Source organism: Psychroserpens luteus, assembly GCF_015319355.1.
Lineage (GTDB): Bacteria > Bacteroidota > Bacteroidia > Flavobacteriales > Flavobacteriaceae > Psychroserpens > Psychroserpens luteus.
In genome coordinates, this window is sequence record NZ_JADILU010000011.1 from 1 (window position 1) to 14,233 (window position 14,233).

The 14,233-nt window shown below is 32.4% G+C and carries 14 protein-coding genes; 11 read left to right on the forward strand and 3 right to left on the reverse strand.

All coding sequences use genetic code 11. The features are described from left to right. Nucleotides 1–232 (reverse strand): transposase (locus IM744_RS19350; RefSeq protein ID WP_194507371.1); only part of this gene is annotated, 232 nt, incomplete at its 3' end. 386 nt (nt 233–618) lie between these two features. On the opposite strand from IM744_RS19350, the gene IM744_RS19355 reads away from it, so the two are divergent. Then, nucleotides 619–1,590: an IS110 family RNA-guided transposase gene (locus tag IM744_RS19355; RefSeq protein WP_194509835.1), complete on the forward strand. Its 972-nt coding sequence runs from the start codon at nt 619–621 to the stop codon at nt 1,588–1,590. Between the two features lie 60 nt (nt 1,591–1,650). Here the strand turns inward: IM744_RS19355 and IM744_RS19360 are convergent, their stop codons facing one another. Next, the gene (locus IM744_RS19360) at nt 1,651–2,523 is read right to left on the reverse strand and encodes a hypothetical protein (protein WP_194509836.1); all 873 of its coding nucleotides are present in this window, start codon (nt 2,521–2,523) and stop codon (nt 1,651–1,653) included. A gap of 119 nt (nt 2,524–2,642) precedes the next feature. Next, a complete protein-coding gene (locus IM744_RS19365) occupies nt 2,643–3,113 on the reverse strand; it encodes a DUF1572 domain-containing protein (protein ID WP_194509837.1) in 471 nt (156 codons plus the stop codon). A 71-nt stretch (nt 3,114–3,184) separates the two neighbouring features. Between IM744_RS19365 and IM744_RS19370 the strand changes: the two genes are divergently transcribed. The 10 genes from IM744_RS19370 to IM744_RS19415 all read left to right on the forward strand — a co-directional run bounded on the left by IM744_RS19370 (nt 3,185) and on the right by IM744_RS19415 (nt 14,229). After that, entirely contained in the window at nt 3,185–4,465 is a 1,281-nt protein-coding gene (locus tag IM744_RS19370) for a DUF2851 family protein (protein ID WP_194509838.1), read from the forward strand. Nucleotides 4,466–4,517: 52 nt separating this feature from the next. Next, a complete protein-coding gene (locus IM744_RS19375; protein WP_040280775.1) occupies nt 4,518–4,745 on the forward strand; it encodes a PspC domain-containing protein in 228 nt (75 codons plus the stop codon). Nucleotides 4,746–4,748: 3 nt separating this feature from the next. Continuing rightward, on the forward strand, nt 4,749–5,768 hold the full coding sequence (locus IM744_RS19380; protein ID WP_194509839.1) for a potassium channel family protein: 1,020 nt from the start codon (nt 4,749–4,751) through the stop codon (nt 5,766–5,768). Nucleotides 5,769–5,862: 94 nt separating this feature from the next. Next, nucleotides 5,863–7,671 (forward strand): alanine/glycine:cation symporter family protein, encoded by a 1,809-nt coding sequence (locus IM744_RS19385; RefSeq protein WP_241738378.1) that lies wholly within the window; start codon nt 5,863–5,865, stop codon nt 7,669–7,671. Nucleotides 7,672–7,682: 11 nt separating this feature from the next. Then, complete coding sequence (locus tag IM744_RS19390) at nt 7,683–8,561, forward strand: ComEA family DNA-binding protein (RefSeq protein ID WP_194509840.1); 879 nt, start codon at nt 7,683–7,685, stop codon at nt 8,559–8,561. Nucleotides 8,562–8,602: 41 nt separating this feature from the next. Continuing rightward, on the forward strand, nt 8,603–9,769 hold the full coding sequence (locus IM744_RS19395; protein ID WP_194509841.1) for an acyl-CoA dehydrogenase family protein: 1,167 nt from the start codon (nt 8,603–8,605) through the stop codon (nt 9,767–9,769). 161 nt (nt 9,770–9,930) lie between these two features. After that, entirely contained in the window at nt 9,931–11,352 is a 1,422-nt protein-coding gene (locus IM744_RS19400; RefSeq protein WP_194509842.1) for a carboxypeptidase-like regulatory domain-containing protein, read from the forward strand. 193 nt (nt 11,353–11,545) lie between these two features. Continuing rightward, nucleotides 11,546–12,922 (forward strand): alpha-amylase, encoded by a 1,377-nt coding sequence (locus tag IM744_RS19405; protein WP_194509843.1) that lies wholly within the window; start codon nt 11,546–11,548, stop codon nt 12,920–12,922. Nucleotides 12,923–13,016: 94 nt separating this feature from the next. After that, the gene (gene rpsU, locus IM744_RS19410; protein WP_194509844.1) at nt 13,017–13,211 is read left to right on the forward strand and encodes a 30S ribosomal protein S21; all 195 of its coding nucleotides are present in this window, start codon (nt 13,017–13,019) and stop codon (nt 13,209–13,211) included. Nucleotides 13,212–13,338: 127 nt separating this feature from the next. Further along, the gene (locus IM744_RS19415) at nt 13,339–14,229 is read left to right on the forward strand and encodes a tyrosine-type recombinase/integrase (RefSeq protein WP_194509845.1); all 891 of its coding nucleotides are present in this window, start codon (nt 13,339–13,341) and stop codon (nt 14,227–14,229) included. Nucleotides 14,230–14,233: the final 4 nt, after the last annotated feature.

Sequence of the window (14,233 nt, forward strand, 5' to 3'; positions counted from 1 at the left end):
CTTTTTGAAGTGCTTTAATTCTAGATATTTCGTCTTTTGTTTCCACTTTTACTCTGGTGTTCATTAAGTCTTTACGATTGTATTTTTTAATCCACACGTTTACTGTTGTAGGTGCAATAGAGTAGAGTTTACAAAGTTCACTCTTTGTGTGTTTTCCTGTTGTAAGTTCAGCTAAGATTTTTAATTTAAAAGGTTCGCTGTAGCGTCTAATTACTTTGTCATTTTTGTACATAATGTTTAAAATTATGTAGCCTTTATTCAGGACGGGTCAATGATTCGTCTAACGTTGTTGTGTATGGTTAGTTGCGTGTTTAAGTAACTAATTTAGTAAACAAAAACGAACAAGAGAAAATTCCGAAGGAATTTTCCAAATAAGCACTTGCCAAAGCAATTAATTATACACGTCTTAAGTTTACAATTCATTAAATTTAGAATATAATTAGAAAAGACAAAAGAGAGGAATAAGGTTAATATACACGCAGAAGCTAAAGACTTCGTCAACATTGTAAATCCCCTCTCTTTTCTACACAGATTTCGAACAGTTCTGTGAGGCTTTTAGACCTCGATTTTAAGTCGTTGAAACTCGCGTAGTATGTCCTTTCAAAAAAACATTTTCTTATGAATAAAGATATTAAATATTTTGGTATTGACATTAGTCATTTGGTTTTTGATGTTACAGATTCTGATGGTAATTACTACCAGTTTAAAAACAAAGTTTCAGGCTTTAATAAATTTAAAAAGCTCTTAAATTGTAATAGTCATTGCGTGATGGAAGCAACGGGTTATTATCATTACCAGTTGGCTTATTATTTGTTTGAAAACGATAAAAAAGTATCCGTTGAAAATCCTTTAGCAGTAAAACGTTTCATCCAAATGAGACTATCAAAGATCAAGACAGACAAGAGCGATTCAAAACTCATTTGCGCTTACGCAGAGCAAGTAGAATTAAAGCTTTGGAAGGGTAGTTCTAAAGAGGTTCAAGAAAGTCTTCAAATTACCAGAGCCCTTTCTGTGTATACAAAACAGAGAACTATGTTAAAGAACAAATTGCATGGAGAATCTGTTTTGGGCGAGCCGAGTAAAGCTGTTGTGAGGTCTTTAAAACGTAGTTTGAGACAGCTTGATAAAGAGGTGGGGACTTTAGAAGAGAAGTTATTGCTATTGGTAAAAGAGTCACATAAAGATTTGTTTACACGTATAAAAACTATCCCAGGAATCGGTAGAAAAACAGCCATTATGTTAATTGTTTTAACGGGAGGTTTTGAACGTTTTTCAAGTGCAGGTGAATTGTGTAGTTACGCAGGTCTAACACCAGTGATTCGGCAAAGTGGGAGCAGTGTAAAAGGGCGACCAAGAATTAGCAAAATGGGAAATCAAAAACTCAGAAATTTATTATTTATGTGCAGTTTCTCTGCTTGTAAATATAACAAATCATGCCGAGCACTTTATGAAAGGATCGTCGCCAAAGGAAAGAGTAAAAAACTAGCATTAATCGCAGTGTGTAATAAGCTATTAAAACAAGCCTTTGCCATTGCTAAATCAGGATTAATATTTGATAATGAATATAAAAGTAAACTAGCTAAAATTTAATGGATTTTTACTTGTTTTTTAGCACAGTACTTTGTTAGGTGTAGTTATTTTCTAAAAAGGTTAAATTAAATCGACATACATTCTAATATTCCTTCCTCCATATGACTCAATATACACAGGATACATTCCGTCTCCCATAAATGTATTAAATGCTATTCCTGCTCCTTCGTGACCACTTTCGTGAGTCATTACACCAAAACCTTGTTCGCTTAAAGTAGCATAACAAGCACCTGAATATGAATAAGAATGATTCGGTTTGCTATCTATTTCCATTTTCACAAACCTTTTAGATTCGATAAGTTCATTTACCGTTTTATCAAAGCCTGATATCTTTTCTTCAAAATGATTGAAGTCTTTTCTGAATTGATAAGTCTTACCTGTTTTCTCATCTTTGTAATGTCTTAAATCTTCGAAAGGTTCATTTTTCCAATCAGAATCTATATAACAAGGATCTGTAATCATTAATTGACCACTGTCAACATCAACATAACCAGCTAACTCTGTTTCTAGTTTTTTATCTTTGTCCAATAAATCTCCAAATTCCCCAAAATTTTGGATAAGTTCTGAAATTGAAGACTGTAATTCGTTTGTTTTCTTTAATTCTCTCTTAAACAGAATTAGTTCGTCATTTTTCTTTTGAATTTCGATTTGGTGATTCTCTTTATCTAGATTAAGTCTTTCGATTTCTTCTTCACGAATTTTTATTCGCTTACTCAATGCATTCTCAATGAAATCAGGTGTTTTTCTCTCTAGTTCTGATACTCTGTCTTTCCAAAGGGTTATATTTTTCTCCACAATTTTAATTTGCTCATCTTTTGCTGTAACTGTGGCTTTTAAATTTAAAATATAAGCTTTGTAAATCCAACCTGCTGCACCTAAAGCAAAAGCATTTATAATAAGCTGAATCCACTTTATGTAATCTTCTGGGTTCATAGTTTTGTTTTAATTACACCTAACGCGCTAGCATATCGACTATTTCAATTGTCAATATCCGCAATGAGACGAAGTTCAACTATTTTTTTGAAAATTCTGTACGTAGTTCTACGTATATTTTAGTTTTTATGTGTTAAAATCTTTTTAATCAAAGCAATCTGTCCCAAATGGTAATGGGTATGTTCAATGATTCCGTTAATATTACTGAAGTAATTTCCATATTTAGCATCTGTGAAGTCTTGTTTAAGTTGTTCTTCAGTCAGCAATTCTATATGTTGGGCTAATGTTTCAGCATTTAAAAGAAGGGTGTCTATGAGTTGTTTCCATTGGGTTTCGGTAGTAATATCTGGATAGTTGTAGCTAAATTTATCTTTAATTAATAATGGTCTGTCATTGAAAACTTCTAATACACCTGTGACATAATAACCCATATGAAAAGTCAATGCTAATATGGTGTTGAGATTATGAACTTTGGTTTTGGCAACTTCTAAAGTGACATCTGCCAATTGGTCTTTAATGTTAGAGTTAGTCCAATTACCTCCAAAATGAACGCCTCTAAAATGTTTTGCTAATTGTTGTGCTGTGGTCATATCTCTACTACTAAGGAATAAAAAAACGAAATAAATTTGACTATAAAAAATTAGAATTCATACATTTAGAAATGCAAGAAGATTTCTTACACTATTTATGGTTGCATAAAAAGTTAGATGTACTCCATCTAAAAACAACTCAGCATGAGCGTTTAGAAATCGTAAATGTTGGCACGCATAACCATAATTCTGGTCCAGATTTTTTTAACGGTCAAATTAGAATTGCAGATCAGCTTTGGGCAGGTAATATAGAAATTCATATCAAGTCTAGTGATTGGTTTGTGCATGGTCACGAGCAAGATGCTGCTTATGATAATGTGATTTTGCATGTGGTTTATGAACACGATACAGATATTTTTAGAAGTGATAATTCTACGATTCCAACTTTAGAACTCAAAAATTTTATTGATAGTGCGTTAATGGATAACTACCATAAACTATTTTCTTCAAAAAAGAAATGGATTAATTGCGAACAGGATTTTCCTGAGGTTGATGAATTTACGCTCAAAAACTGGCAAGAGCGTTTATATTTTGAACGTCTAGAGCGAAAACAACATACCATTGAAGACTTATTAAAGACTTCAAAAAACGATTGGGAAGCAGTATTGTTTAAACTGCTAGCTAAAAACTTTGGACTCAAAGTCAACGGAACAGCTTTTGCAAGCATCGCCAATTCTGTGGACTTTTCTATTGTGAGAAAAACGAGTTCTAAATTAGAGCAATTGGAAGCTTTGCTTTTTGGTCAGGCTGGATTATTGGAGAAGGAGAGTAGTAATAGTTATTATGAGACGCTTCAGAAAGAATACAAATTTCTAAAACAAAAGTTTCAGTTGGAGAGTCAAGGTGTCATTGATGTGCAATTTTTTAGATTGAGGCCTCCAAACTTTCCAACGATACGCTTATCACAATTAGCCAATTTGTATCATAAAGAACAGCAGTTGTTTTCAAAAGTGATTTCCGCAGAAAACCTAAAAGACATTTATACGCTTTTTGAAGTAAGCACCTCTCCATTTTGGAACACGCACTATACCTTTGATAAAGAATCTAAGCAGAGCAGCAAAAAAGTGACGAAAGCATTTGTAGATTTATTACTTATAAATACGATTTTACCAATAAAATTCTGCTACGCGAAACAAAACGGAGAAGCTATTGATGAAACGATACTGGAGATTATAAATGCAATTGCTTCGGAAAAAAATTCTATTGTAGATGGATTTACTCAATTAAAACATAAACCAAAATCTGCTTTAGAGTCTCAAGCCTTCATTCAATTAAAAACCGAATATTGCGATAAAAATAAATGTTTACAATGTGCTGTTGGAAATGTACTGCTCACCAATGGTTCTCACTAGAAGTTTATAGTATTAGATAGCGTAAAAAAAGAAATAAATTTTAACTTGCAGTATGAACAGGTTTTACCAAATGCTATACTATTTTCAAAAACGTGGGTTTTACGTGTGTCAACGTATTGCAGACCGTATTGGGATTAGAGCAAAAATTGTAAGGACGTCATTTATGTACCTCACGTTTGCTACTTTAGGTTTTGGGTTTGCGCTGTATTTGTTTTTCGCTTTCTGGATAAAAATTAAAGATATTGTCTACACCAAACGCTCATCTGTGTTTGATTTATAACCTATGAATCCATTAATTAAGTTATTTAGAGTTAAAATTTATACTGCAGTTTTTCTGTTGGTATTCATCCTGCTAGTTGGAATTTTTGGGTTTAGAATGATGTCTGACTATACTTGGGTAGATTCAATTTACATGACCGTAATCACAATTACCACAGTTGGTTTTGGTGAAGTGCAACCCTTAGACGATAATGCCAAAATATTTACCATATTCTTAATTTTAGCAAGTGTAATCATTTTAGGTTATGCTATTACTGTGATTACAGAGTATATTTTAAGCAAAAACAATTTTGAAGAACTAAAACAAAGAAAGATGCAAAAGAGAATTGACGGTTTTAAAGATCATATTATTATTTGTGGCTACGGAAGAAATGGAAAACAAGCTTCAGAAAAATTGTTAGCTTACAATAAGTCTTTTGTTGTGATAGAAAAAGATAAAGAGGTGATGGAGAAATTTCAAAGCGATACTGTGCCTTTTGTTTTAGGAAATGCTAATGAAGATGAAATTTTGATCCAAGCAGGAATTGAACGTGCAAGCACGCTTATTTCGGCTTTGCCAAATGACGCAGATAATTTATTTGTCGTGCTTTCTGCAAGGCAAATAAATAATAAATTAAATATTATAAGTCGTGCCTCTGAAGAAACGTCTTATAAAAAATTAAAATTAGCAGGAGCTAATAATGTGATTTTACCAGATAGAATTGGAGGTGATTACATGGCGTCTTTAGTTGTAGTTCCTGGTTTAATTGAATTTATTGATAACCTTTCTATTGTTGGTAAAGCAAATATCAATATAGAAGAAATTCCAATTGAGAAATTGTATGAATCCTCAACAACTAAAACAATTAGGGATTTAGATCTTAGAAAAAAAACGGGATGTAGCGTTATTGGATATAAGAATGCAAATGGTGAATATCTTGTTAATCCTGAGGCTGATTTAGAATTAGCGACCAACTCCAGAATAATTGTTTTGGGTAGGCCTGAGCAAATTCAGAAACTAAATTCATTGTACGATATCACTTAAATACTATCTCATTTTAACAACCGATGCTTTAAAAAGTCGAATTTTTTTAGCATCTTGTCACATTAATCTTTAACTAACTAATTAATTATATACAATGAAGAAACATCTTCTTTCAATTTTTGCACTCATTTTTCCAATTTTATTTTTTGCACAGGATGCAGAAAAAGGTGTAGATCAAATTATCGATGAAAAGTTTGGAGACGCTACAGGATGGTTCGTACAAGGAGTATTTTATCAAATACCATTTGGTTCTGTTGATAGAGATGTAACTGTTGATTTTGATAAAAACAGTAAGCTGTATTCAATTGAAGATAAAAACGATTCCCTTTATGTGAGTGGAATAAAAATGGGAAATCGTACAGCAAGAGAGTTGTCTAGTGCGAATTCTAATATTAAAATAGATGGTGGGAGTTTTGTTGTCGCTAAAAAGGATGTGCCAGATATGGTCGCATTAAAAGCAACTGCACCTTTTACAACAATCTATTGGGTATTATTCCCATTAATAATTGGAGCAATCTACTTTACAATTTATTTCAACTTTATCAATTTTAGAGGCTTCTTTACATCTGTAAATATTGTAAGAGGAAAGTATGATGAATTAGATCACCATGAATCTTTAATAGGTGCTGGAGATTCAACTCCAGGAGGTGATAATATAGAAACCATAGCAATTGAAAATCATGAAGGAGAAGTATCGCATTTTCAAGCATTAACAGCTGCTTTATCTGCAACCGTAGGTTTAGGGAATATTGCTGGTGTTGCAATTGCAGTGTCTATTGGTGGAGCAGGAGCAACATTTTGGATGATCGTAGCAGGTTTTCTTGGTATGGCATCTAAATTTGTAGAATGTACTCTTGGTGTAAAATATAGAGATATTGCAGAAGATGGAACCGTTTACGGTGGACCAATGTACTATCTAACAAAAGGACTTAAAGAAAAAGGACTTGGTGGTTTAGGTAAAGTGTTAGCAGTATTATTCGCCATTTTTGTGATTGGTGGTTCATTTGGAGGTGGAAACATGTTTCAAGTTAACCAAGCATTTCAATTGGTAGAAAATATAACAGGTGGAAAAGAATCTTTTCTAAATGGAAATGGTTGGGCATTTGGTTTAGTAATGGCAATCCTTGTTGGTATTGTAATTATTGGAGGTATTAAGAAAATTGCGAAAGTAACAGATAAGATTGTGCCTTTTATGGTAGTCATTTATGTGGCAGCATCTTTATTTGTCATCTTCTCAAAGTTTGATATGATTGGTGATGCATTCGCTGCAATCTGGAATGGTGCTTTTAGTCCAAAAGGAATAGCAGGTGGTGCAATTGGAGTATTAATTCAAGGATTTAGACGTGCAGCATTTTCAAATGAAGCAGGTATTGGTTCGGCTTCTATTGCGCATTCTGCAGTAAAAACAAAATACGCAGCAAGTGAAGGTATGGTGGCATTATTAGAACCATTTATTGATACGGTTATCGTTTGTACAATGACTGCTTTAGTATTAATTATCACAGGTTTTGTTGATCCTTTAAATCCGCCATCAAACGACGCTCAAGCTATTTTATTAACATCAAGCGCCTTTGAATCGTCAATATCATGGTTCCCTTATGTATTAACGGTTGCAGTAGTATTGTTTGCATTTAGTTCTATGATTTCATGGTCTTACTACGGTTTTCAAGGATGGACGTTTTTATTCGGAAGATCTAAAAAAACAGAATATACTTATAAAGTGATTTTCTGCATATTCGTAATTATTGGAGCAGCTGCAAGTTTAGATTCTGTAATAGGATTCTCAGATGCGATGGTATTTGCGATGATGGTTCCTAATATGGTTGGTCTAATTTTATTAGCGCCTAAAGTGAAACAAGAATTGAATAAATATATGGCAGCAATTAAAACTAATAAGTCATAAATAAGAAAACAATGAATTTTAAATCCCACTTCTCGTTTACAAAGAAACAGAGAAGTGGGATTTTTTTATTGCTCATTTTGATACTTGTTTTCCAATGTGCATATTATTTCTTTAATTTTTCTTCGGAAGAGCTTGATAGCGATTCACAGGAGGTTTATCAGTTTCAAGCAGAGATGGATTCTCTACGTATTGTGAAATTAGAAGCCTCAAAACCAGTTATATTCCCTTTCAATCCAAATTATATAACAGATTTCAAGGGTTATTCTCTAGGAATGTCAAATACTGAAATAGATAGACTACACGCCTTTAGAGATACCAATAAATGGGTAAATACTGCAAAAGACTTTCAGAAAGTAACTAAAGTATCAGATTCTCTTTTAGCTCAAATATCTCCTTATTTTAAATTTCCAGATTGGGTCACAAACCCTAAGCCTAAAACAAACTATACTAACAGCTATTCAAATAATTCAAAACCTAAAACCTTTGCTCAAAAACAAGATTTAAATACAGCAACTGCAGCACAACTAAAGCGAGTTTATGGGATAGGAGAAAAACTATCAGAACGCATTGTAGCTTATAGAGTTAAATATGGAGATTTTGTAGCAGATGTTCAACTTCAAGAAGTGTATGGTTTATCACCAGAAGTCATTGAACGAGCATTAAACGATTTTACAGTAAAAACTGGCAAGCCTATTACTACAATTAATGTAAACACTGCAACCATTGATCAGTTAGTGACTATTAAATACATTGATTACGAAATAGCATATAATATTATAGAACAAAGAACGCTTAGAGAAGGTTTTAAATCCTTTGATGAGTTGATAAAAGTTAAAGATTTTCCTACCAAAAAGAGTGAGATAATTAAGTTATATTTGTCCATAGATTAAAGGTACTCGTTTAACGAGATCAATATAAAAAATCACATTTTATGAGCAGTAGGTACTTCACAGAAGAACATGAGTTATTTAGACAAAGTTTAAAAGATTTCTTGCAAAAAGAAGTCGTTCCTCATATTGAAAAATGGGAAAAAACGGGTCATATAGAGCGTTTTATTTGGGAGAAATTTGGAGAAATGGGTTTCTTCGGTTTAGCATATCCTGAAGAATATGGAGGTATGGATCTCGATTTGTTTTACACAGTAATCTTACTTGAAGAATTACAAAAAGTAAACTCTGGCGGATTTGCAGCTGCAATTTGGGCACATGCTTATTTAGCAATGACGCATCTTAATAAAGAAGGAGATGACGCTATCAAACAAAAATATTTAGCACCTAGTATCACTGGAGAGAAAATTGGATGTCTTTGTATAACAGAGCCTTTTGGTGGTTCTGATGTTGCAGGAATGAGGACAACTGCTGTTAAAAAAGGCGATACATATGTAATCAATGGGTCAAAAACATTTATTACAAATGGAGTATATAGTGATTATTTAGTAGTATGTGCAAAAACAAATCCTGAACTTGGTAATAAAGGAATCAGCATATTCGTCATGGATCGTGATACACCAGGAATTTCGGCTACAAAACTTGATAAATTAGGATGGAGAGCATCAGATACTGGTGAGATTGCATTTGATAATGTGACTATTCCAGCATCAAACTTAATGGGTGAGGAGAATAAAGGGTTTCCATATATCATGCAACATTTTGCATTAGAGCGTTTAATTATGGGAATTAACTCTCATGCTCGTGCAGAATTTGCTTTAGAATATGCTCAAAAATATATGAGTGAGCGTCAAGCTTTCGGTAAATCTATTGATAAATTTCAAGCGTTAAGACATGCTTTTGCAGATTGTTACGCAGATATGATTATGTGTAAAGAATTTAATTATTCTATTGCAGATCGTCTTAACAACGGAGAATATGTAGTTAAAGAAGCTACAATTTCTAAATTGCGTTCAACAAAAATGGCAGATGAGGTCATTTACCAATGTCTTCAGTTTTTAGGAGGCTACGGTTATATGGAAGAATATCCTATGGCAAGATTATTGCGTGATAGCAGACTGGGACCAATTGGTGGTGGTACTTCGGAAATCTTGAGAGAGATTATCGCTAAAATGGTAATCGATAACAAAGACTACAAGCCAGCGACATAATTTCTTGATTGCTATTTTAGCGAAAATTATTTTTCAATTTCGCTAAAATGGTAATTGATAACAAAGATTACAAGCCAGCAACATAATTTTTTCTTCGGAAATATGATACCAAACTGTTCCCTCGCAATAAATTCAATTATAAAAGAACACTTAGTATGGTAATGAAACACTTTAAAAATTTTCTAGCAATAACTATATTGCTTTTCGCATTTAGCGCATCTGCACAAACTGAAGTCAAGAATAAAATTGTTGACTTCTTAATGCAATCACCAATAGAGAGTGCTAGTATTTACGTGCAAAACACAACTATTGGTACAGTAAGTAATGCAGATGGTAAATTTGCACTTGTAGTTCCACAAGAATTTGTAAAAGACACTTTAATCATATCTTCAATAGGATATAAGAGTTACAAAATCCCAGTAGATGAGTTTGATAACACCTTTGACGTTTTTCTAGAAGAAGATGTCGCATCACTTGATGAGATTGTTATAATGGCAGAAACGCGTCCCAAAACAGGAAACGATATTGTGCTTAAAGCCATGGAGAAGTTGGCTACTAACTTACCAGATTCGGCATATATTCAAAAAGGTTTTTTGCGTCATAAAGAACGAAATAAAGTGGAGTTCAAATGGCTTATTGAAAGCGCAATAACGGTTTATGATTCAGGATTTGCTGCCAATTCAAATGACTATTTAAAAATCAATGTTGATCAGGTTAGAAAAAGTTATGACTTAAGAGATGTAGATAGTATTTTTAATTATGTGGCTTACAATAATCAGAATGCAAAACGTAGCAGACTAAAAGTAAAAGATGTAAAGCGACGTGATTTATCAACCGAACAATTGGAGAAAGCCATTAAGTGGAATGATACCAGAGTCAACGGACTTCAAAACATATTTCAGGGAAAGCTTAATTTATTCAGAAATTCTACTAATGATAGTGCACTTTTTGGAGAAGATGTTTTAGAAAAGCATCATTTTGATTTAGATACCATATTAGTTGATGATGGAAGAAAAATCTATAAAATTAAAATTTCAGAAAGTAGAAAATTTGTAGATCTCGAAACTAAAGGTATTTTTAATGCAGGTTATGAGGCTAAAGGTTGGTTATATATCTATTACGATAATTATGCGATTAAAAAAGTAGAGTATGAGCTTGTAGCAGCTTCTCCAGCGCAAAAAGTTAGAAGTAAACGCTTATTTGATACGCAAGTTAATCACAAATTAGTGATGACTTATATGGAGTATCAAGATAAGATGTATCCTAATTACATTTATTATGAAACACCTAAACTCGTCAATGTTGGTTTTAAAACAGACCAAAAAGTAAGTGATGAAGAAAAGGAACGCTATAATAAAGAAGAACGCTTTTATTACACTGTACAGGAGATTTTGTTTTCTGAGATTATTTTAGATAAAGAAATCATTAAAATGAAACTTGATGGTCAATGGGATATGGATATATTTTCTCCTAAACCATACGATAAAGCATTCTGGAAAAACTATAATGTACTCTTAGAAAGCGAGGAAGATGAAAAATTGATTCAAGATTTAAGTCAAAGGGCATCTTTATTTAAAGACTAGAACTTTAAAAATTCAAAAACACAAATAAAGTCAAAACGATAAGTTTTGGCTTTATTTTTTGAAGTTAATTCAAAAAATACTACTTATTTCTGATTATTTATCAACACGAAAACGTTTTCGTTGATTTTCTATTTCTTTATTCGATTGTTATTAATGTAACTTACTGCTATAGTAACCAAATCTTATAATCATTATGAAAAATTTAAAATGTATAGGCATTGCGCTTTTGCTGTTGTGTCTATTTAATTGTAACAATGAAGACCTTTCGGTTGAAGAAGAATCTTTACAAAAAAAAGAAAATACTAATGACTTTCAACGTGCAGGTTTAAAACCGATTGGAGAAGGTGTTATGATGCAGGCTTTTTATTGGGATGTTCCAGGAGGTGGTAATTGGTGGAATACTTTAGATACTAAAATGGCAGATTGGAGTAATGCAGGAATTGATGCTGTATGGCTTCCGCCAGTTTCTAAAGCTCAAAATGGTCCGTTTTCAATGGGATACGATCCATTTGATTATTTTGATTTTGGAGAATATAACCAAATGGGAAGTACAGAAACTCGCTTTGGTTCTAGAACAGAGTTAACCAATATGATAAAGACAGCTCATGATAATGGATTGAGTGTCATTGCAGATATTGTGATAAATCATAATAGTGGAGGAGATAGTGAGTCTAATGCTTATACAGGAGGAAATACATGGACAGATTTTAATCCACTATCAGGAAATTTCAATCGCTCTTCAACAGATTTTCATGCTAATAATATACATTCTAACGATACTGGTGCGTTTGGAGGTTTTCCAGATTTATGTCATCACCAAACCTACGTTCAAGATTGGCTTTGGAAAAATCCTAACAGTGTAGCAAAATATTATAGAGATGTCATTGGTTTTGATGGCTGGCGTTTTGATTATGTAAAAGGATTTGAACCGTGGGTTGTAAAAGATTGGAAAAATGAAGTTGGTGGTTTCTCAGTTGGAGAATATTGGGATAGTAATGTGTCAACTTTAGATTGGTGGACAGGAGCAGCAGAGGTTAGCGCATTTGATTTTGCATGTTATTACAAAATGAAAGATGCTTTTATGGGTAATGACCTAGCAGCTCTAAATGACAATATGTTATGGAAGCAAAATGCATCTAAGGCAGTAACTTTTGTAGCAAATCATGATACAGATGAGATTATTAATAATAAAATATTAGCCTATGCTTATATTTTAACTCATGAAGGTTATCCAACTATTTTTTATAGAGATTATGAAGAGTGGTTAAATAAAGAACGATTAAACAATCTTATTTGGATACATAATAATTTAGCAAGTGGAACTACAACAATTCTTCACGCAGATACAGATGAATACATAGCTAAAAGAAATGGATCTGGAGGAAATGGATTAGTCGTGTATATTAATAATTCAAATTCTTGGCAAGAACGTTGGATAGAGACAAATTGGTCTAATACAGTGATAAAAGATTTTACAGGTCATTCTGGTTGGGAACCAACAACACAATCAGGAAAATGGGTAAAAATACAAGCTCCACCTAAAAGTTATTCAGTTTGGTCAGTAAAATAGATCCTAGTTTTTTTTGATTTTTTTTGTTGGACATTTTAAATTAGTTTTTATATTTGCAGCCTTAAAAAATCTAAAAGAGAGGAGGTTAAGAACTATGTTAATAATTCCAATAAAATCAGGAGAAAATATAGATAGAGCGCTAAAACGTTACAAACGAAAGTTTGTGAAGACGACGGTTAAAAACCAGTTGCAAGAGCGTAAACAATTTATAAAACCTTCTATAGCACGTAGAGCGCAAGTACAAAAAGCACAATATGTTCAGGGTCTTAGAGATCAAGAAGCAGTATAATTAAATGCTTTTTTAAATATAAATCCTACTCATATGAGTAGGATTTTTTTTGTTCTTTACTGAAATAGATAATTAAAAAGGTTGTACTTTTAAATTCGTACGAATTATTACTTCGGAAACATAAAACATGTCATTTAAAGCATTTTCAGATTATCTCTTCCTAGAGAAAAACTATTCAAAGCTAACGCTGAAAGCTTATTTAACCGATTTAGAAGCATTTCGAAAATTCGTTGAATCAGAATTTCAATCAGACACTATAGACGATGTCAACTATCAACAAATAAGAAATTGGATTGTTAGTTTAGTTGAAAGCGGTATCTCAAATCGAACTATAAACAGAAAAACATCATCTCTCAATACTTATTTTAAGTTTCTTTTAAAAACAAATACTATTACTGTAAACCCTTTAAATAAGCATAAAGCTTTAAAAGTGAGTAAAAAAGTTCAAGTACCGTTTTCAGAAACCGAAATGCAACAAGTAATAGAAGAACTTAATTCTGTAACAGACTTTGAAGGTTTAAGAAACCGATTAATTATAGAATTGTTCTATGCAACCGGAATACGTCGTATAGAACTCGTACAGCTTAAAATTTCTGATGTTGATAAGTCAAATAAGGTATTAAAAGTACTTGGTAAGCGAAACAAAGAACGACTAATTCCATTGTTAGATTCAGTAACAAAAACATTAGAAACATATTTAACTCAAAGAAATAAATTAGAACTAATAGTAGATAATCCTTATTTGTTTTTAACAAAAAAAGGGGTTAAAATTTATGAAACTCTTGTGTACAGAATTATAAATGACTACTTTAGTAAGGTATCTAGTAAAGTAAAAAGAAGTCCGCATATATTGAGGCACTCTTTTGCGACGCATTTACTTAATCAAGGTGCAAATTTAAACGCTGTAAAAGAACTTCTTGGACATTCAAGTTTAGCAGCAACTCAAATTTATACTCATAATAGTATAGCCGAATTAAAAAAAGTGTATTCAAATACACATCCAAGAAGTAAAAAATAATTTT

Bases quoted from the DNA above. Each gene is read 5' to 3' on its own strand.
- IM744_RS19355 (WP_194509835.1), top strand. From the start codon at position 619: ATGAATAAAGATATTAAATATTTTGGTATTGACATTAGTCATTTGGTT.
- IM744_RS19360 (WP_194509836.1), bottom strand. From the start codon at position 2,523: ATGAACCCAGAAGATTACATAAAGTGGATTCAGCTTATTATAAATGCT.
- IM744_RS19365 (WP_194509837.1), bottom strand. From the start codon at position 3,113: ATGACCACAGCACAACAATTAGCAAAACATTTTAGAGGCGTTCATTTT.
- IM744_RS19370 (WP_194509838.1), top strand. From the start codon at position 3,185: ATGCAAGAAGATTTCTTACACTATTTATGGTTGCATAAAAAGTTAGAT.
- IM744_RS19375 (WP_040280775.1), top strand. From the start codon at position 4,518: ATGAACAGGTTTTACCAAATGCTATACTATTTTCAAAAACGTGGGTTT.
- IM744_RS19380 (WP_194509839.1), top strand. From the start codon at position 4,749: ATGAATCCATTAATTAAGTTATTTAGAGTTAAAATTTATACTGCAGTT.
- IM744_RS19385 (WP_241738378.1), top strand. From the start codon at position 5,863: ATGAAGAAACATCTTCTTTCAATTTTTGCACTCATTTTTCCAATTTTA.
- IM744_RS19390 (WP_194509840.1), top strand. From the start codon at position 7,683: ATGAATTTTAAATCCCACTTCTCGTTTACAAAGAAACAGAGAAGTGGG.
- IM744_RS19395 (WP_194509841.1), top strand. From the start codon at position 8,603: ATGAGCAGTAGGTACTTCACAGAAGAACATGAGTTATTTAGACAAAGT.
- IM744_RS19400 (WP_194509842.1), top strand. From the start codon at position 9,931: ATGAAACACTTTAAAAATTTTCTAGCAATAACTATATTGCTTTTCGCA.
- IM744_RS19405 (WP_194509843.1), top strand. From the start codon at position 11,546: ATGAAAAATTTAAAATGTATAGGCATTGCGCTTTTGCTGTTGTGTCTA.
- rpsU (WP_194509844.1), top strand. From the start codon at position 13,017: ATGTTAATAATTCCAATAAAATCAGGAGAAAATATAGATAGAGCGCTA.
- IM744_RS19415 (WP_194509845.1), top strand. From the start codon at position 13,339: ATGTCATTTAAAGCATTTTCAGATTATCTCTTCCTAGAGAAAAACTAT.